Below are 17615 nucleotides of genomic sequence, written 5' to 3' on the forward strand. Positions count from 1 at the left end.
CGAACTGCAGGGCCGGCACCATCGCCATCGCGACGACCGGGACGGCGAGCACCACGGCCGTGACCAGCCGCTGCCGCAGCGGCCGCAGCTCGTCGCCGTCCGTCTCCTGGCCCGGCCCGCCGTCCTGGCCGTCACCGGCCGCGCCGGGCGCCGGGGCCGGCTCGGGCGGACGGGCGGTGTAGCCGGTGGCCTCCACCGTGGCGATCAGGTCCGCGACGTCGAGGTCCTGGCGGAAGGTGACCCGGGCCTTCTCGGTGGCGTAGTTGACGGTGGCGGTGACCCCCTCCATCCGGTTCAGTTTCCTCTCGATCCGGGCGGCGCACGAGGCACAGGTCATGCCGCCGATCGCGAGTTCGACCTCGGCTGTGTCGGGGACCGTGGTGGACATCACCGCTCCTTGGACTGGGTGGGTGGAAGAGGGAGGAAGGGGCCGGGCCCGCGGGCGGGCCCGGCAGGTGGGCACAGCTCTCAGGCCGCGCGGCCGGTGAGCTCGTAGCCGGCGTCGTCGACGACCTTCGCCAGCAGCGCGTCGTCGGGCTCGCCGGAGCTGGTGACGGTGACCTGGCCGGTCTCCAGGTCGACGTTGACGGCCAGGACGCCGTCCAGGGCGCCGATCTCCTTGGTGAGCGTGGCCTTGCAGTGCCCGCACGTCATCCCGGAGACGTTGTAGACGGTGGTGGTGCCCTCGGTGGCCTCAGCCGTGGCGGTGCCGGTGGAGCAGCTGCCGGCGGGGGTGCAGCAGGACATGGGTTCCTCCCAGAGAAGCGCAAGCACGGATGTACCCCAGGGGGGTATCTATAACGCCACCATGTATACCCCCTAGGGGTATGTTTGGCAAACATCTCGAGGCCCCTCGCTACGCGCCCGCGGCCGGGTCGGCGGGCGCCGGCCGAAGCTCACCGTCGACCAGGCCGTGCTTGCCCAACGGCTCTACGGTGAGCGGGAGGAGACCGTCCAGCAGATCGCCGACAAGGGGACACCGCTGATCGTCGAAGCGGTGGGCGACGTCATGTTCGGCTGAACCCAGTGTCAGCCGAACGCCGTCGAAACGGCCCGGCACCGCTCGGTCCGGCCCGACGGCTGCCCCGGGTGTCGGCGAGGGCGCCGGGAAGCGCATGCCGCCGGTTGCGGTCAAGGCCCGCCGGGTCATGAGTCCGTCCCAACGGACGGCGGCCGCGGACAGGCGCGGAACGGTGCGAGAACCACCGTCCCGGCTGGGCCGGCGGCGTGCCCGGCGCGGTGTGGCGCACCGTGCTCAGACCCCGTCTCTCCTGCCGGACTGCGTCAGGGAGCACCGCAGGGGCGGTGCGGCGCGGACGGGGTGCGCCCGGCGGTGATGTGCGCCGTACCCGTTTTCGCTCGTAACGGGAATGCATCAGAGGGTAATCGGGCGAAACGGTGAACCGGGCCGGGCGACTCTTGGTGCTCAGAAAAGCTCGCCCGTACCGACGGGCCGGCACTCCGACCGATACCGAGGATGACAGCATGCGCGTCAACAAGATCACCATCGCAGCCCTGGCCATCGTCGCGGGCCTCTCGCTGACCGCCTGCCAGAGCGACGGCGACGCCGCGAGCCGGAGCAACTCGTCCACCGCGCCCGCACCGTCTTCCTCGAACGGCGGTTCGGGACCGGGCGGCTCGGCTCAGGGTGCCGCGAAGGCCTCCGCCGGGAAGAACACGGGCGAGGGGCAGAGCACGATCGCCGCAACCGGCTCCGACAAGGACGGCAAGATCGGCAAGATCGGCAAGATCGGCAAGTGCCGCACCGACGAGCTGGAGGTCACGGCGATGGACAGCACCATCGAAGGCGACCCGGACGGCACCGTCGCGGTGGAGTTCACCAACGGCGGAGGCCGGGACTGCGCGATCTCGGGTTACGCGGGTGTCGACCTGAGGACCAGCGCGGGTTCGCTGTCCGCGGAGCGCACCGGTCAGCAGGCAAGCCCGACCGTCCTCGAGGACGGTGAGTCGGTGGCCTTCGGCATCACCTACCCGATCAACGACTCGGGCGGCTCCGGCGTCCGCATCACGGGGCTGGTGGTGACCCCGCCGGACGAGACGAAGTCGGTCTCCCTCGACTGGCCGGGCGCCGCCACGCTGCCCGTCACGGACGGCTCCGGCTCCCCGGTGAAGGTCGGCCCGATCGGAAGCGCCGGCCAGGGCGGCTGACCCGCGCCGTCGTCACCGAGGCCCGCGCCGGGTTCCCGGCCCTCGCCGAGGACACCGACGCACTCTGCCGCTGAGCCGCACCGCCGGTACCGGCCGGGTGCTCTCCTCGAAGGTCTCCTCGGCACGGCGGTGGGACAGCCGCACCCGGCCGGTGGCCGGGCGGATGTCCAGGCTCGGGGTGCGGGCGGGGGCTCTGGGATCGGCGAGCAGGTGTTTTCGATCCCCGGCCGTGAGTGTGCACGGCCAGTGGACGAAGAAAGCCGGCCCGTCGACCTGGCCCGACTGGTGTGTTTGGCAGCCGGGCAGCACCTGTGCGAGCCTTCTGCCACTCCTCCGAAAGGGCGCACCCCGATGCTCGGCATGGTTGTCTGGGACGTCCGCTCCCGCGCTTCGACGCGAGAGCGGTAACGGCCACCTGCCTCAACGCCCACGCCTGTCCAGTGGACAGGCGTGGATGCGGTCTGCTCCTCGTCGAAGTGCTCTTCGTGCCCCTGCACGCTCGACCACGAGGAGTACGTGGTGCCCACCATCCACTGGACCGAGAACCACACCCCCCGGTCCGCCCGCTGGCATTCCGAGAACGCCGCCCCCCTTCCCCGGCGAACCGTCGTCGCCGACGACCGGATGAAGGCCGACGACGCCCACCGACAGGCATGCGAAGGAACGGCCCTGCTCTGGCGAGGCGACTTCCACAACGCCCGGCAACTCCTGCAGGCGATGGGCCGCCGCATCGACCGCAAGCCGCCCAGGCCCGGCACGTCCCCGAGTGAGAACTTCCACCTGCACCGACGCAGCAGCAGTCACCGCGCCCGTGTCCTCGGAAAGCTCCTGGTGCTGCTGGACGACGACCACACCCTGGCGTTGCGCCGGGCCCCCGACGTCCGCCAGGCGTGTCTGGAAGCCTACGGCCCCTCAAAGGGACCCATGGCGGTCTCTCTCAGGGAACTGCTGGGAGTGATCGGCGCTCACCAGTGGCGCTCGAAAGGAATCGACGTGCCGGCACTCGGCACTCGCATCCACCCCCACTACGGCGTGTTCGCCCCGGTCAGAGGCGAGTACGTCGACCTGGTCGCCCACACGCCGCTGCCACCTGAAACCCGGCGCAGTCCCGCCACCAGTGCGGCATTCGACCTCGGCACGGGAACCGGTGTCCTGGCAGCGGTCCTGGCCCACCGCGGAATCAACCGCGTCGTGGCCACCGACATCAGCCCACGCGCCCTGGCCTGCGCCAGAGAGAACATCCACCGGCTCGCGCTGACCGACCGTATCGAGGTGTCGGGCCCCGGCCTGTTCCCCGAAGGCCGCGCCGACCTCGTCGTGTGCAACCCGCCCTGGCTCCCCGCCCGTCCGACCGGCCCCGTCGAACAAGGCGTCTACGACCCGGACAGCACCATGCTCCACAGCTTCCTCACCGGACTGTCCGCCCACCTCCGGCCAGGCGGCGAGGGCTGGCTCATCCTGTCCGACCTGGCAGAGCACCTCGGCCTGCGGACACGTCGGCAACTGCTCGATGCCGTCCGGGCAGCAGGCCTCCGAGTCGTGGACAAGATCGACACCAAGCCCCGGCACCCACGCTCCAAGGACGCCACCGACCCGCTCCACACAGCACGAAGGGCCGAGACCACGTCGCTCTGGCGTCTGACGGCGTGACCGGCACCCCGATCACGCAACGGCCTCCCGCCTCCCGGTTCGCCAGGTGAGCACATCCCGTGGGTGACTACGCCGCACCCACGGGATGACCCGATTCCTCGCCAAGCCGCAGGACCCAAAGCACCTACCGGGGAAGAGCGGGCCATGAGCGCGGCCGGCGATGAGGCGCGGGGCAGGAGCCGGACGCTGCCGGACTGCCGGCGGATCCACTCAACCGCGCCGCCCTCGGAGACGACCCGGCCCCGCTTGCCGGCGGGGAACAGCTCCTCGTGGCCGAGGTCCGGCGCCCGGACGTCCGGCGGCCGGAAGACGCCGATGTGCAGGACGCTCATCAGGCGGCCGCGGCCACCGGGGGACCGGGCCCGGAGGGCGGGACCTCGTCGACTCGCCGCGCAGGAAAACGGCTTCGTCCCGGCAACGGGGGACCGCTGCCGGGACGAAGCGTGGAGGACGGGTGCGCGGAGCGCGTGTGCCAGTCGTCCGGGAGGCCGGTGGTGGACCACTCGTCGGCGAAGTGCTCCATCTGCTTCAGCACCAGGTCGATGGCCCCCGGGGCCCGGTCCGGCGGGTAGTTGCGGCGGGCCAGGAGGCGCTCGATGGAGCTGCGCAGGCGAGCCCGGACCGGCTCGCGGGCGATCCAGCCCGGCTTGAGCTTGCTGCGCACCTCCGCGACCAGTTCACGGGCGATCCCGGCCAGCACCTCGTCGCCCCTCACCGGGCGCGCCGTGCCGTGGTCGGCGACCGCGTCGTGGGAGGCGAACTCGCGCCGGTCCAGCGGCGGGTCGAACTCCTCGCCGCGGCGGTCTCCAGGCCGGGCTCCGCGAACAGGTCGGTCACGCCGCTGGCGGACCGCCCTGGAGACGGCGTCGGCCGGGTGCTCGACGCCGCGCTGCGCTGATCGTTCTCGGCCTCGGCGGCACTCCGTTGCTCATGGGCGTGATCTACGGCCCCATGGGCGCGCTCCTTCCGGAGTTGTTCCCGGCGCGACTGCGTTACTCCGGAGCCGGTCCCGCCTACAGCCTCGGCGGTGTCGCCGGGAGCGCCGTCGCGCCGCTGATGGCGACACACCTCCAGGCCGAGTTCGGATCGGCGTCGGTCGGCTGGTACGTCAGCCTCATGGCCGTGTTGTCGCTCGTCTGCTTGCTGCTCCTGCCGGAAACCCGCGATCGCGAGCTGACGGAAAGCTGAGCCCGGCCCTCCGGGCGAGCACCGGCCGGCGGAAGACCCGAGGGGGGACTCGTACCGGCCGTCACGTCACGGGCGCACCCACTTCCCGCCCGTCCGGGTCGGTCATGACGCGGCGCAGGATGTCCGCCACTTCGCCGGCGTGCCGGTTCGTGAAGAAGTGACCCCCGGGCAGCACGTGAACGCGCAGGCTGGAGGACGTGTGGTGCTGCCATGCCTGCACGTCGGGGCCGTTGGTGAGGGGATCCGCGGCCCCCATGAGGAGGGGGCGGGATGCCCGGAGGCCACGAGAACGATCCGCCGCTGGTCGGGCATGCGCCGGACGACCTCGTAAGCCACCGCCGCCCCCAGGCTGTGGCCGAAGAGGAGCACCGGTCCGTCCTGGCGTATCGCGGCGAACGCTTCGGCCACCTGGTCCGCGAGGACGTGAACATCCGTGAAGAGGGGCTCTCGGCCGCGTTCGGCGCGCCCCGGGTACTGGACACACGCCGTCCGGGCGCTGTCGGCCACCTGTGCCGCGAGGTGCCGGTAGGCGCCGGCCGAGCCTCCGGAGTGCGGGAAGAACAGGACGGTCCAGGGCGTGGCAGGCGACGCGGCGGCGGGGAAGGGCCGTATCCAGGGTTCGGCATCGAGCATGGCTACCGCTCTCCGGAACAGGTCACAGCGAATGGAGCAGGGAAAGCGTCTGCTCGAGCTCGTCCCGCAGTGCGCGTCCGGCCGTCTCAGCGTCTCCCCGCACGACGGCGTCCACCAGTTCGGTGTGCCCCTCGTCGCCGTGGTTCGGATCGTCGGAGCGCAGGTTCAGCAGCTCCACCAGATCGAGCAGCCGCTGCTGCAGCACAGGTACGAACTCGGTGAACAAGCCGGTGAGCACCGGGTTGTGCGCCGCGGCAACTATGGCTTGGTGCAGTGCGATGTCGGCCTCGACGAACTCGGCGTTGCCGGCGTGCGCGGCCTCGCGGCGCCTGGCCAGGGCTTCGTGGAGGGCGGTGACGTCGTCGTCGGTCCGGCGCCGCGCGGCCAGCTGCGCGGCCTCCACTTCGACGAGCATCCGGACCTCGTAGACATCGGTGATGGCTGCCTGGCGGAGCCGGGTGGACCAGTCCTCCTCGGGTCTGGTCGCGATGACGAACACACCGGACCCCTGCCGCGCCTGCACCAGTCCGGCGCCGGCCAGTGCACGGAGGGCCTCACGGACGGTGGAGCGCCCCACCCCGAGGGACTTGGCCAGGGCGGTCTCGCCGGGGAGCTTCGTCCCCACGGCCCACTCACCGCCGGTGATCTGTTCCCGCAGGCGCACGGTGGCCTGCTCGACCAACGGGGACGGGCGCAAGGCACCTAGTGGCATGTGAGGTCCACCTTTCCCTACCTCTCGGGTTGTCTGAGGAGCTGAGTTGTCGCTACTCTACCTCGTATGTCGCTGGGCGGGCTCCTTCTCCTTGGCTGCCGCTGCGGGGCCTGACACGACCGGTACCCCGCAGCGGGTGCCGGGCTGCACCGGTCACGGATGACCGAACCGAAGGAACTTCAGCACGATGACTCCTCCCTCCCCGGGCACGGCGTTCCCCACCCTGCGCCCTCCCGCCGGCGACGTACCGGCCGACGCGCCGCGCTGGAACCCCCAGCGTCCCAGCGCGATGCCGCATCACCGTTACCGGCCCGCGCACGAGCGGGTGGCCCTGCCGCTGACGGACCGCACCTGGCCGTCGCGCCGGATCGAACAGGCCCCGCTGTGGGTGCCGGTCGACCTGCGGGACGGCAACCAGGCGCTGGCCGAGCCGATGGACACCGAGCGCAAGCGCCGCATGTTCGATCTCCTGGTCACCATGGGCTTCAAGGAGATCGAGGTGGGCTACCCCTCCGCCAGCCAGACCGACTTCGACTTCGTCCGCCACCTGGCCGACAGCGGTGCCGTCCCCGACGACGTGACCGTCTCCGTCTTCACCGCGGCCCGCCAGGACCTGATCGACCGGACCCTCGCCTCCATCGAGGGGCTGCCCCGCACTCTCGTCCACCTCTACACCGCGACCGCGCCCACCTGGCGGGACGTGGTCCTGGGCCGCTCCCGGGCCGAGGTCCATGCGCTGATCCGGGACGCCGCCACCCATCTGATGCGCCAGGCCGAGCAACGCCCGCAGGCCGACATCCGGTTCGAGTTCTCCCCGGAGGTCTTCAACCTCACGGAGCCGGACTTCGTCCTGGAGGTGTGCAACAGCCTGACGGAGCTGTGGGACGCGAGCCCGGACCGGCCGGTGGTGCACAACCTGCCGGCCACGGTGGAGATCGCCACACCCAACATCTACGCGGACCAGATCGAGTACATGGACCGCCACCTGGCGCGCCGCGAGTCCGTGATCCTGTCGGTCCACCCGCACAACGACCGCGGCACCGGTGTCGCCTGCGCCGAACTCGCGGTCCTGGCGGGGGCGCAGCGGGTGGAGGGCTGCCTGTTCGGCAACGGCGAACGCACCGGGAACGTCGACCTGGTGACCCTTGCCCTGAACCTGTACGCACAGGGCGTGAACCCCATGATCGACTTCTCCGACATCGACGTGGTGCGCGAAGTGGTGGAGTACTGCAACCGCCTGCCGGTCCACCCCCGCCACCCCTACGGCGGCGACCTCGTGCACACGGCGTTCTCCGGCACCCACCAGGACGCCATCGCCAAGGGCATGGCCCACCACGCCAAGCAGGCCGCCGAGCAGGGGGTCCCCGTCGGGGAGGCCGCCTGGGCGGTGCCGTATCTGCCCATCGACCCGGGGGACATCGGCCGCACGTACGAGGAGGTCATCCGGATCAACTCCCAGTCCGGCAAGGGAGGCATCGCGCACCTGCTCCACACTCACCACGGTCTGGACCTGCCCCGGGCGATGCGCCCGGACTTCTCCCGCGCGGTGCAACAGGTCACCGATGCCACGGGGCAGGAGCTGTCCGCCAAGGAGCTGTGGGAGCTGTTCCGCACCACGTACATCGCCCCTGCCCTGGACGGTCCGGTCACCCTGACCTCCTGGAGCGCTGCGGAACCCGCGCCGGGCGAGCACCGGTTCACGGGCACGCTGCTCGTCGACGGACGGCGACGCCCCTGCCAGGGCACCGGCAACGGCCCGCTGTCCGCCCTCGCCGACGCTCTGCGTACCGTCGGGATCACCGTCGACATCCTCAGCTACACCGAGCACTCCACCGTCACCGGCCCGGGCAGCCCCGCCGCCGCCTACGCCGAATGCCGGGTGGACGACCTCCCCTGCTGGGGCGCCGGTTGGGACACCTCGGTACTGACCGCGTCGGTCCACGCCGTCATGGCCGCCGTCAACCGTTCCCGGCAGGCCTCCTCGTGACGGCAGCCCCGGTCCTGCGCGTGACGGATGTGGACGTCGTCCGCGACGGCAATCCGATCCTGAGCGAGGTGTCGCTGACGGTGCGCGCCGGCGAGCACTGGGCGCTGCTGGGCGCCAACGGGGCGGGCAAGAGCACCCTGCTCGGCCTCCTCGGTGCGCTCTCCCACCCCACCCGTGGCACGGTCGAGGTGCTGGGCCACCGGCTGGGCCGCGTCGACATGCGCCAGCTGCGTTCCTACGTCGGCCACGTCAACCCCCGGCACGACCTGCGCTCACCCCTCACGGTGCGGGACGTCGTGCTGACCGGACTGACCAACACCCTGGAGCGGGTCCCCCGTTGGCAGCCGACACCCGAACAGGTCGCGACGGCTGAGCGTCTCATCGGCCTGCTCGGTCTCGGCGAGCGCGTCGAGGCCCGCTGGCCGACCCTGTCGCAGGGCGAACGGGGCCGGGCGCTGATCGCCCGCGCGCTCATGCCCAGTCCGCGGCTGCTGCTGCTGGACGAGCCCGCGACCGGCCTGGACGTCGCCGGCCGCGAACAGCTCATCGAACGCGTCGACGCGCTGCAGCACACGTATCCGGAGCTCGCGTCGGTCCTGGTCACCCACCATCTGGAGGAACTGCCTCCGGGAACGACCCATGTGCTGCTGCTGCGCGACGGGCGCTGCCTGGCCGCCGGCCCCGCCGACGAGGTCCTGACCAGCGACCAGGTCAGCAAGTGCTTCGACCATCCGATCCGGCTCACGCGCCTGGACGGACGGTGGAGCGTGCGGGCGGGCCGCCCGGCGGGCACCGGAACGGCCTGAGGCGGTGGCCGCGGTGGCGCGTGCCCGTCGGCACCCGCCACCGCGGCCGCGGTCCCTCAGGCCGGAGACGTCCCGGCCTTCTCGACGGCCTCCTGGGCCGGGGCCCAGTCGCCGCCGAAGTGGTCCGCCAGGGCGTGCAGCCATCGCTCGACGCCGAAGCCGACGCAGCTGGTGGAGACCGGGCCCCGGTGCGCTTCCTGCCCCGGCCGGGCTTCGTCCACGGCAAGGTGCTCACCGAGAGCATGCACCCGGACTTCCCGCGGGACGCGCTGGACCGCGGGAGTGCGGCACGGCCCGGCTGTGCGGCGGGCGGTACGCGGGCCCGGACGGGGAAGCCGTCGTACGCGCGGAGACGGACGCGGTGCTACGCGGGGACATCCCGCTGTTCGAGGCGCTGCCCGGATCGCGCGACCTCCTCCTCGACGACGGGCGGAGCGTGCCCGGCTTCTTCGACGAACCCGCGCTCGACGTGGTGCGCCGCCGCATCGAGGCCATGGGCCCCGAGGACCGGGAACTCCAGGAGCAGATCATCACCGGATCGTTCGTCGGCGGTGTGGATGCCGGCCTGCTGGAGGAACGGCCGTCCCCGGCCACCGCTCGCCGCCGGGCGCGGATCCCAGCCGCCGACCCCGCGGACCTCGTCGCCGCCGCCACGGAGATCGGCGACGGGTACGACGCCTGACGATCGTCAGGAAGGGCCGGATCGGCTGGATCGCGTCACAACAGGTGGCGTACGGCGTCTGGGACCTCGCCCCCCGCCGGCCCGGTCCCAGCCGCGCTCGCCGCCCCCACGCGGCGCCGCGAGAGGCGCCCCCAGCCGCACCGACGCGGTCGGCGTCTTCCCCGACCGCACCGCCGTCATCCGGCTCGTCGGAACAGCCCTGGCCGAGCAGAACGACGAGTGGACCGAGGCCCGCCGCTCCATGGGCTGCGAGCTCCTCACCGAAGCCCGCCTCAACCCGACCAGTCGGAAACCGACGACGCCCCCTGCCCGCCGAACTCACCGCATGGCCTCAAAGACAAGATCACCGAGTGGCCGTGGATACACCACTCCAGCGGACGTGACCCCGGCTCAGGCCGGGCGAGGCTCGGTAGGGAGACCGGCAGCGCGGACCCGTCACCCCGACGAGTCAGGAGCAATCGCTCTCGCCCGTCGGTGGTTGGCAGGTCAGGTGATCCGACACGCGTGGCAGATCATCGAGAGGGCGGGCCCGGGCGGGGCCTTCGTCTTTTCGTCAGCGTGGAGTCGCCCAACTCCCTTGTTACCAAACGCGGACAGAACCCGGGGAACAACTCCTGCCCGGGTGCCATCTCATGGGATGCAGGAAACAGCAGGCCCGGCCGTTTGCCCTGGGGGAGCAGGCGGCGGTGCCACATTCTGAAATGACCCAGGGGGGACTTCGATGATGACCACTCACCGTGCTCGCCGTACCGTCCGTTCCGCCGGCCTGGTGGCCGTCGCCGCCGCTGCGGCGTTCACACTGACCGCCTGCCAGAGCGGGAGCAAGGACGCCGCCGGCCCGACGAACAAGGTTGCCGGCTCCGCATCCCGCTCCACCGGGAACGCTGGAGCGCTCAGCGGCGCCGAGGCCAGCTCAGGCAAGGTCCCGACCGGTGCGCGGACGGAGGCGGAGGCGCCCGCCGCGTACCGCGCCACCGCGCCGGCCGCCGCGGCCAAGGCGGCATCTCCGGTCCGCACCCAGACCCTGGCGGACGGCAGCACGGCCGAGATCTACGAGCTTGGTGCCCTGCACTACCGCGCCAAGATCGTCCACAGCGGTCAGGTCCTGGCCACGCTGGAGGCGAACCAGCACGACGCCGGGCTCGACGCCAATGACATGTTCGTCGTGCTCACGCTGGGTGGCCAGGTCCACTCCTGGATGGGCGGCGGACACACCGGACCGGGCACCTTCAAACTCGCGGGCGGCTGGACGGCCGAGGTCACGAAAATCGGCGCCCTCCGGTACCGCGCGCAGATCATCGGCAACGATGGCGCGGTGTACGGCACGCTGGAGGCGAACCAGCAGGACGCCGGGCTCGACGCCAACGGCGTATACATCGTGCTCAGCGCCGGCGGTGTGATCAGCGCTCACGAGTAGACGCCTGCCCGGCCGCGCGGTGGAGCCGCCTCCGGCGGCTCCACCATCGCGGTGACGGAGGAGTAAGCAGGGTGCTGTCACGTTGACTGACCGGGCGGGATGATCTTCTGGCTGGTCATGCTGGGAGGGGCCGTTCGTGGACAGCGCGCCGCCGTCGTACAAGGGGCACCGGTACCCGGTTGAAATCATCGCGCACTGCGTGTGGCTGTACCACCGCTTCCCGATGTCGTTCCGCCAGGTCGAGGAACTGATGCTCGAGCGGGGCGTGCTCGTCTCCTATGAGACAGTCCGCCGTCGGTGCGCCAAGTTCGGGCAGGTCTATGCCGGCGCGCTGCGTCGCCGGCAGCCCCGGCCTGGGGACAAAAGACACCTGGACGAGATCTTCATCAAGACCAACGGAGAACGGAAGTACCTGTGGCGGGCCGTCGATGCCGACGGCACCGTTCTGGACGTCCTCGTACAGTCCCGCCGGGACAAGGCCGCGGCCCAGCGCTTCTTTCGCAGGCTGCTGAAGAAGACCCGCGCGGTGCCACGAGTGATCGTCACGGACAAGCTCCGCTCCTACGGCGCGGCCCACCGCGAGATACGCCCTCTGTCGAGCACCGTTCGCACAAGGGCCTGAACAACCGGGCAGAGAACAGTCATCAGCCCACGCGGCAGCGTGAACGGGCGATGAAAGGATTTCGTAGCGTCGGCGGAGCCCAGCGGTTCCTGACCGCGTTCAGCGGCACCTCACCCCACTTCCGACCCCGCCGCCACCTGATGACCGCCCCCGGCTACCGAGCCGAGATGACCATCCGCTTCGTCATCTGGGACCGGATCACCCGCGCCGCCGGCCAGCCCACCACAGTCTGAATACACCCGGGCCGCGCGGCCACCACGCCCTGGCACTCCATCGGACAACCACGTACTCAACAACGCGACAACGCCCTTGAAGGCGATCGCGTCGATCACCTCACGGTGATCCCGCCACCGGCCACCCCGCTCCGGTGTGCGGTCCGGGAGCAACGGCTCGATCCGCGCCCACTGCGCGTCGGTCAACGGCACAGCCGGGCCAACGACCGACTGATCCAAACGAAACTGTCCAGGCGGCGGGTTGGTGCCGGTTCAGTCGGGCGGGTGTGTCGACCGATCGGCTTGCCACTCGCTGGGCGGCACACCATAGGCGGCGCGGAAAGCCCGGCTGAAGTGCGAGGTGCTGGTGAAGCCCCAGCGCTGGGCCACGGCGGTGACCGTCGGTCCGGTCCGTCCTCCGCGGCCGAGGTCCCTGCGAGCCGCCTGGAGTCGGCGTCGGAGGATCCAGCGGCCCACGGTCGCACCCTCGTGTTCGAACAGTCGGTGCAGGTAGCGCACGGAGATGTGGTGCGCGTCGGCGATCGTCTGTGGCGAGAGGTCCGGATCGGCGAGGTGCTGGTCGATGAAGGCTCGGAGCCGGATCCGTAACGCGGTAGCGGCGGTGTCGGCGCCGGTCTCCGGAGCTTGGCGGTCCAGGCGCTCGGCGATCAGGGTGGCGAGCAGATCGGCGGCGTTGCGGGCTAGTTGGTCGCCGAGGTGTGGAGCGAGACGCCCCTTGCGGGCGGTCAGTCCCGTCAGGAAGGGGATGACCAGGGCCGCCGCGTCCGAGTCGGGGGCCACCGGTACCGCCGTCATGCGGGCCAGGTCCGTGGGACGCACGGTCAGCAGCCTCCGGGGCACCTGGAAAACGTGCATCCGGAAGGGCGCGGGATAGGTGACCGTGTAGGGGCGGGCCGTGTCGAAGAGCGTGAGGGTACCGGGTGTCAACACGGTGGTCTCGCGGTTTTGCTCGATCACGAAGCTGCCGCTGTCCTGGAGACAGAAGTTGAGGTGGTCGGCGTCCGAGCCTGGGGCCGCCGGCAGGGTCTGGCGGACTTGCAAGGGATCGCCGTGCGTCGTGGTGATGCCCAGGGGACCGACCGGGCCAGCGTAGATGGTGCCCGTGTAGGGGTCGTCCGTGGGGGTGGAGATGTCCAGTCGGACGGAGGTCAGCTCCCGGTAGGTCCGGCCTATCGCGTCACGCCAGTAGTCCAACCGCTCCCTCGGCGGTATCGGCTTCGTGCACACCATGGGGGGTGCCACGCCCATCCTCGTCCCCTCGTCTTTCCTGGTCCCGGGACCGCCTGGAGCGCCGTCGGCCCGCTGCGTTCCTCTTGGTAGCTCCGTGCGCAGGAGGAACCGTCCGGTGCACGGAGAGGCACGTCGCGGCCCGGGGCGAATCTAGCGTGGCTACGTAACCCGTTCACAAGCCGGTAAGCGGCCATCCGCACGCAGGTCCTCCGCGCGCGTACCGGGGTCGGCGACGGCTCCGGAACCCGGCCGTCGGCACCTGACCCGCATCCGGCCCACCCATCACACACGAAGGACAAAACCACCATGAAGACCAACGTCAGCAGGAAGATACTTACGGCGGGCGCCACGCTCGCGGCGACCGTCGGACTTGTGACCGCCACCGCATCCACGGCGCAGGCGGCGGGCTCGTACAACATCCTGATCGACACGTTGACCACCAACTACATCGCCGACTACTGCCTGCTCACCACCACCAGTGGCAACGCCCGGGCTGCATGCAGCGGCAACAAGGGCAAGTTCGACAGTTTCCGCCTGGGCACGGTCCACAACGCCGGCGATCGCGTATGGCTGGACATCAACATCGTGGCCGGCACCGACCGCAAGGGAATCGACCTCCAGGGCAAGCACTACATCAGGACGAGGGGCGATCTGTTCGCCGTCGAGGTGTGCGGATGGAAAAGCTTCGAGTCGTTCACCAGCGGCAACACCGGAGTCCCCCTGCACGGCGAAACGTTCTGCCAGTGGTGAGGCGACTCATGGACCGCGCATATGTGAGGGGACTCTCCGCGTGGTCCGCTCCCGCGGCTGCCGCCGGGCGTGACCGACCGGACCAGCCCCCTCACCGCGGCACCACGCGGGCGGCGACCGCCATGCCCAGGACGGCGAGGAGCAGTGTCGCCGGGGCCGCGCGCAGACTCCACCGACCGGCCGGCGCGCCGATCACGGGAGGGACGAGCAGAAAGCCGGGCCATTGGCCTACGACCGCCACCGGCATTCCCTCCCCCGCGGTCAGCCCGGGCTGGTTGCCCGCTACCGCGAAGGCGGTCGGGGTGACATAGGCGACGCCCAGCCCGAGCAGTGCGAACCCGCCGAACGCGGTGGCCGGGTGCGGCCGGGGTATTACGGCCACCGCAGGCGTTGTCACGTTGGTGGGTGCGTGACTGTCCGATGGTGCATCAAGGCGTGGTGGGCCCGCGGTCAGGACCTGTGTTCAGGCCGTGGTGGGCGGGTTGGTAGCGCCGGTGACCTGGTCCCAGACGGCGAAGCGGACGGTCATTTCGGCGCGGTGGTCGGTGGCGGTCATCAGGTGGCGGCAGGGCCGGAAGTGGGGTGAGGTGCCGCTGAGCGCGGACAGGAACCGCTGCGCGGCGCCGACCGAGCGGAAGCCTTTCATCGCGCGTTCGCGCCGGCGGGTGGGCTGGTGGCTGTTCTCCGCCCGGTTGTCGAGGTATTTCGACTGCCGGTGCTCGACGGAAGGCATGACCTCGTGGTGGGCGGCGCCGTATGAACGGAGTTTGTCGGTGACGACCACTCGCGGGACCGCACGCGTCCTCTTCATCAGGCGGCGGAGGAAACGCCTGGCCGCGGCTTTGTCCCGGCGGCTCTGCACGAGGATGTCCAAGACGTTGCCGCCGGCGTCGACGGCCCGCCACAGTTACCTCAGCTGCCCGTTGATCCTGACGAACACCTCGTCCAGATGCCATTTATCCCCGGGCCGCGGCCGGCGCCGGCGCAGTCCGTTCGCACAGGCCCGGCCGAACTTGGCGCACCAGCGGCGGACCGTCTCACGGGAGACGAGCACGTCGCGCTGCAGCATCAGCTCCTCCACCTCGCGGAAGCTGAGCGGGAAGCGAAAGTACAGCCACACGCAGTGGGAAATCACCTCGGCCGGGCACCGGTGCCCCTTGTACGACAGCGGCGCGCTCCCCACGAACAACCCCGCCCAGCCCGGTCAGCCAACTTGACAGTGCCCCCCGTTGTGATGGTGCTCCAGCCCGTGGTGGACGAGGAAACACGTTGGCCGACCGCTGCCGAACTGCGACGATGACCCCATCTGTCAAGCGGAGGGCACTTGTTCGTCTTCATGTGTGCGGGGTGCGGTGCCGGGCTGACCGTCCCGCTGGCCCAGGTCGTCCTGCCGGTTCACGCCCATCAGAAGTACGGGAACGGGATCCAGCTCCCGGTGCTCATGGAGCCCGGCACGTTCGCCGTCGATCCGGAGCCCTGGGGGCCGCCGTGGCGGAGGTGGGAGGAGATCGGTCCGGACGAGGCGGCGGCCCGCGGTATCCATGCGCCGGTGCACGCCCTGTCCTACGGTGAGCCCGGCGCGATCGTCATCGCTCCCGGGGATGCCCGCGGCACGGTGCTGATCCCGGAGAAGGGCGGCGGTTCCTGCTGCGGCCTCGACGGGTCCGACGGCCCCAACATGGCCTGTGAGGCGTGCGGTCTGCCCGTGGCGAGCAGGATCGACGACTGCTCGCTCTGGCAGGCGGTGCGGCTCGCCCCGAACGCCGTGCGCCGCCGGCCCGCCGACGACGTGGGCGCCGCACCGCTCTCCTGGGCGGAGCTGACGGCGGAAGGGAAGGGCACGCCCCCGTTCGAGCCGGTCGTCGCCGTGTGGGGCTCACGGCTGGGGCTGAACCGCTGGTGGTCGTGGAGCCCGCAGTGGGAGGCGGCGGCCGGCCGGGCGCTCGCCCACCTGCTGGCGGCCTCGAAGGGCCGGCCGGTGACCGTCCCGGACGGCCTGACCGCGGAAGTGTTCCAACGCGCTCTCGACGCCCTGCTGCCCGCGGGCCCGCCGGCACGGCGCGCCGTCCTGGCGGGGCCGGGACTGCCCGCGCCCGACGCGGACGCGGACATCCTCCTCGTGCCCGTCCATCCGCAGACGGGGAAGGTCTGGATCCCGGCCGGCCCGGCCGCCTCGGCGTACCCGGTGCCGCTGCCGTTCGGGGTGTGGCTGTGGCTGGCCTTCCCCGAGCCGCAGCTGCCCCTCCCCGCGTCGGGCCGCATGCCCGACGGCGTCCTGCGCGACGACCCGCCCGCGCCGCGCCCCCGTCACCTGTTCCGACCCGACCCGGGGGTGTTCCGGCACACTCTGGTCCGGCTGCCGGCCGTCCGCGCCCCCTGGCTGCGCGAGATCCTCGACAACCTCACGCGGTACGTGAGCTCGGGCCTCCTCTGAGCGCTGTCCCGTAAACGATCCACGGCATGCCGTTTGACCGGTGCCAGCCGGCTTTCTTCACGCGTATCGACAGCGGTTGCTCACCGTCTCGGGAGGGGTCCGGATGCGCCCTGAGGCGATGTCCATGAGAACGGCAGGCACCGGAAAGTCCGGCCTCGTCGAACCACCGTGATCGCCCCTTTCGCTCCGGGGTCACAGCCCTTCCGCCGGCCGCCGGATCGTCCGCCAGCGTGGTGCCTCGTCATCCGGGACCTCCGGCGAAGCGAAGTGAAACGGCACGCCAAGACGGCCGGCCAGCGCCCGCCCCGCCCTGGCGGCGGCAACGCCAGGCGCAGGGCCGCCAGGACGGTGGTGGACGGTCGCCAGGTGGCTCTCCTCCTCCGGGGAGTCCAGGACCGCGACCAGGAGCACGCACCAGTCGTGCACGGTATCGCCGTCCCAGCACGCCTCCACCGCCGCCACACGACCCGAGAAACCTGCGACGCGCGCCGCGAGGGACGGAAGGTCGAGCGGATCGGGCGGTGTGCCCTGCACCCGGTCGCCGAGGGCCTCGTATCGCGCGTGGACCACCCGCTCGGCCTCGTGCAGGCCTGCCCCCAGCGGACGCAATGCCTCCCAGACGGACCTGACCGCCGACAGCCGACGATCCCGCAGCACGTCGGCGTCGACCTGCCGACGGGTCCGTTCCCCGAGGCAGTCCCACCAGCCGCTCACCGGGCCACCAGCCGGGATTTCAGGGGGTGCGTCATGCGCCCGAACGTACGTCAGGGCGCGGAGCCCGGCCCAACCGCCCTTTGGCGCTGTCGAATCCGGTGCACAAAGCCAGGCCGGCCGACGGTGACGACGAGCGGGGCGTCGGCATCGACGACGACCTGGTGACGGGTGGAGTACCGGCGGTTCTCCGGCTGCTCGGCGACGGGCATGGTCCCGGGTGGGCGCCAGGGCGCCGTCCACGATCTGCACGGCGTCCTTGCGGAACCGTCCGCCTACCGCGGACTGAGCCCGGTGAACGGGGCTGTCCAAAAGGGCCTCGACGCCGTGCTCACACCGGACACGCGGCAGATCATTTCAGTTGCCGGCACGTCGTCCCGCGAGTGATCCT

20 protein-coding genes and 5 pseudogenes are annotated in these 17615 nt (G+C 71.2%); 12 read left to right on the forward strand and 13 right to left on the reverse strand.

The annotated features are described in order from the left end of the window. On the reverse strand, window positions 1–388 hold a 388-nt coding region (locus AB0L29_RS33940), incomplete at its 3' end, for a heavy metal-associated domain-containing protein (RefSeq protein ID WP_365832949.1). Between the two features lie 80 nt (window positions 389–468). Further along, window positions 469–747 carry a heavy-metal-associated domain-containing protein gene (locus AB0L29_RS33945; protein ID WP_365833003.1) on the reverse strand — a complete coding sequence of 93 codons (279 nt, stop codon included), beginning with the start codon at window positions 745–747 and terminating at the stop codon, window positions 469–471. A gap of 738 nt (window positions 748–1485) precedes the next feature. Here AB0L29_RS33945 and AB0L29_RS33950 point away from each other — a divergent pair. Both AB0L29_RS33950 and AB0L29_RS33955 read left to right on the forward strand, forming a co-directional pair. Beyond that, on the forward strand, window positions 1486–2169 hold the full coding sequence (locus AB0L29_RS33950) for a DUF4232 domain-containing protein (RefSeq protein ID WP_365832951.1): 684 nt from the start codon (window positions 1486–1488) through the stop codon (window positions 2167–2169). Between the two features lie 519 nt (window positions 2170–2688). Continuing rightward, window positions 2689–3819, forward strand: a complete 1131-nt coding sequence (locus tag AB0L29_RS33955; protein ID WP_365832954.1) for a class I SAM-dependent methyltransferase — start codon at window positions 2689–2691, stop codon at window positions 3817–3819. Window positions 3820–4150: 331 nt separating this feature from the next. Here the strand turns inward: AB0L29_RS33955 and AB0L29_RS33960 are convergent, their stop codons facing one another. Further along, window positions 4151–4594, reverse strand: a complete 444-nt coding sequence (locus AB0L29_RS33960; RefSeq protein ID WP_365833005.1) for a type I restriction enzyme endonuclease domain-containing protein — start codon at window positions 4592–4594, stop codon at window positions 4151–4153. Here AB0L29_RS33960 and AB0L29_RS33965 point away from each other — a divergent pair. Beyond that, window positions 4550–4717, forward strand: a complete 168-nt coding sequence (locus tag AB0L29_RS33965; protein ID WP_365832956.1) for a hypothetical protein — start codon at window positions 4550–4552, stop codon at window positions 4715–4717. The two genes, AB0L29_RS33960 and AB0L29_RS33965, sit on opposite strands and share 45 nt — an antisense overlap. Window positions 4718–4749: 32 nt before the next feature. After that, a complete protein-coding gene (locus tag AB0L29_RS33970; RefSeq protein ID WP_365832958.1) occupies window positions 4750–5007 on the forward strand; it encodes an MFS transporter in 258 nt (85 codons plus the stop codon). A 61-nt stretch (window positions 5008–5068) separates the two neighbouring features. Here AB0L29_RS33970 and AB0L29_RS33975 read toward each other — a convergent pair whose 3' ends face one another. The 3 genes and pseudogenes from AB0L29_RS33975 to AB0L29_RS33985 form a co-directional block, all read right to left on the reverse strand. Then, the gene (locus AB0L29_RS33975) at window positions 5069–5263 is read right to left on the reverse strand and encodes a hypothetical protein (RefSeq protein ID WP_365833011.1); all 195 of its coding nucleotides are present in this window, start codon (window positions 5261–5263) and stop codon (window positions 5069–5071) included. 14 nt (window positions 5264–5277) lie between these two features. After that, a pseudogene (locus AB0L29_RS33980) lies at window positions 5278–5640 on the reverse strand (alpha/beta fold hydrolase); the annotation flags it as partial. Window positions 5641–5662: 22 nt separating this feature from the next. Beyond that, window positions 5663–6352, reverse strand: a complete 690-nt coding sequence (locus AB0L29_RS33985) for a FadR/GntR family transcriptional regulator (RefSeq protein WP_365832960.1) — start codon at window positions 6350–6352, stop codon at window positions 5663–5665. 187 nt (window positions 6353–6539) lie between these two features. Between AB0L29_RS33985 and leuA the strand changes: the two genes are divergently transcribed. Together leuA and AB0L29_RS33995 are read left to right on the forward strand one after the other, a co-directional pair. After that, window positions 6540–8339 (forward strand): 2-isopropylmalate synthase, encoded by a 1800-nt coding sequence (gene leuA, locus AB0L29_RS33990; RefSeq protein ID WP_365832961.1) that lies wholly within the window; start codon window positions 6540–6542, stop codon window positions 8337–8339. Continuing rightward, window positions 8336–9145: an ATP-binding cassette domain-containing protein gene (locus AB0L29_RS33995; RefSeq protein ID WP_365832963.1), complete on the forward strand. Its 810-nt coding sequence runs from the start codon at window positions 8336–8338 to the stop codon at window positions 9143–9145. Before leuA ends, AB0L29_RS33995 begins: the two co-directional genes overlap by 4 nt. A 56-nt stretch (window positions 9146–9201) precedes the next feature. On the opposite strand, the gene AB0L29_RS34000 is transcribed toward AB0L29_RS33995, so the two are convergent. Next, window positions 9202–9393 (reverse strand): hypothetical protein, encoded by a 192-nt coding sequence (locus AB0L29_RS34000; RefSeq protein ID WP_365832965.1) that lies wholly within the window; start codon window positions 9391–9393, stop codon window positions 9202–9204. Window positions 9394–9506: 113 nt separating this feature from the next. Between AB0L29_RS34000 and AB0L29_RS34005 the strand changes: the two genes are divergently transcribed. From AB0L29_RS34005 to AB0L29_RS34020, 4 genes and pseudogenes are all read left to right on the forward strand, one after another. Next, the gene (locus AB0L29_RS34005; RefSeq protein WP_365832967.1) at window positions 9507–9827 is read left to right on the forward strand and encodes a hypothetical protein; all 321 of its coding nucleotides are present in this window, start codon (window positions 9507–9509) and stop codon (window positions 9825–9827) included. A gap of 136 nt (window positions 9828–9963) precedes the next feature. After that, window positions 9964–10086 (forward strand): annotated as a pseudogene (locus AB0L29_RS34010) (transposase); the annotation flags it as partial. Between the two features lie 465 nt (window positions 10087–10551). Next, window positions 10552–11244 (forward strand): hypothetical protein, encoded by a 693-nt coding sequence (locus tag AB0L29_RS34015; protein WP_365833007.1) that lies wholly within the window; start codon window positions 10552–10554, stop codon window positions 11242–11244. A 136-nt stretch (window positions 11245–11380) separates the two neighbouring features. Continuing rightward, window positions 11381–12027: pseudogene (locus tag AB0L29_RS34020) on the forward strand (IS6 family transposase); the annotation flags it as partial. Here AB0L29_RS34020 and AB0L29_RS34025 read toward each other — a convergent pair. Continuing rightward, a complete protein-coding gene (locus AB0L29_RS34025; RefSeq protein ID WP_365833009.1) occupies window positions 11977–12291 on the reverse strand; it encodes a transposase in 315 nt (104 codons plus the stop codon). The pseudogene AB0L29_RS34020 and the gene AB0L29_RS34025 sit on opposite strands and share 51 nt — an antisense overlap. A 60-nt stretch (window positions 12292–12351) precedes the next feature. Then, entirely contained in the window at window positions 12352–13347 is a 996-nt protein-coding gene (locus AB0L29_RS34030) for a helix-turn-helix domain-containing protein (protein ID WP_365832969.1), read from the reverse strand. A 288-nt stretch (window positions 13348–13635) separates the two neighbouring features. On the opposite strand from AB0L29_RS34030, the gene AB0L29_RS34035 reads away from it, so the two are divergent. After that, window positions 13636–14079 (forward strand): hypothetical protein, encoded by a 444-nt coding sequence (locus AB0L29_RS34035; protein ID WP_365832971.1) that lies wholly within the window; start codon window positions 13636–13638, stop codon window positions 14077–14079. A 91-nt stretch (window positions 14080–14170) separates the two neighbouring features. Here the strand turns inward: AB0L29_RS34035 and AB0L29_RS34040 are convergent, their stop codons facing one another. Together AB0L29_RS34040 and AB0L29_RS34045 are read right to left on the reverse strand one after the other, a co-directional pair. Then, a complete protein-coding gene (locus AB0L29_RS34040; RefSeq protein WP_365832973.1) occupies window positions 14171–14461 on the reverse strand; it encodes a hypothetical protein in 291 nt (96 codons plus the stop codon). Window positions 14462–14542: 81 nt separating this feature from the next. Next, window positions 14543–15262 (reverse strand): annotated as a pseudogene (locus tag AB0L29_RS34045) (IS6 family transposase). A 141-nt stretch (window positions 15263–15403) separates the two neighbouring features. On the opposite strand from AB0L29_RS34045, the gene AB0L29_RS34050 reads away from it, so the two are divergent. Continuing rightward, on the forward strand, window positions 15404–16513 hold the full coding sequence (locus AB0L29_RS34050) for a hypothetical protein (protein WP_365832975.1): 1110 nt from the start codon (window positions 15404–15406) through the stop codon (window positions 16511–16513). Between the two features lie 192 nt (window positions 16514–16705). Here AB0L29_RS34050 and AB0L29_RS34055 read toward each other — a convergent pair whose 3' ends face one another. After that, window positions 16706–17227 (reverse strand): hypothetical protein, encoded by a 522-nt coding sequence (locus AB0L29_RS34055; RefSeq protein WP_365832977.1) that lies wholly within the window; start codon window positions 17225–17227, stop codon window positions 16706–16708. A 110-nt stretch (window positions 17228–17337) separates the two neighbouring features. Beyond that, window positions 17338–17568 (reverse strand): annotated as a pseudogene (locus AB0L29_RS34060) (IS5/IS1182 family transposase); the annotation flags it as partial. Window positions 17569–17615: the final 47 nt, after the last annotated feature.

The organism is Streptomyces sp. NPDC052701, assembly GCF_040678355.1.
Lineage (GTDB): Bacteria > Actinomycetota > Actinomycetes > Streptomycetales > Streptomycetaceae > Streptomyces.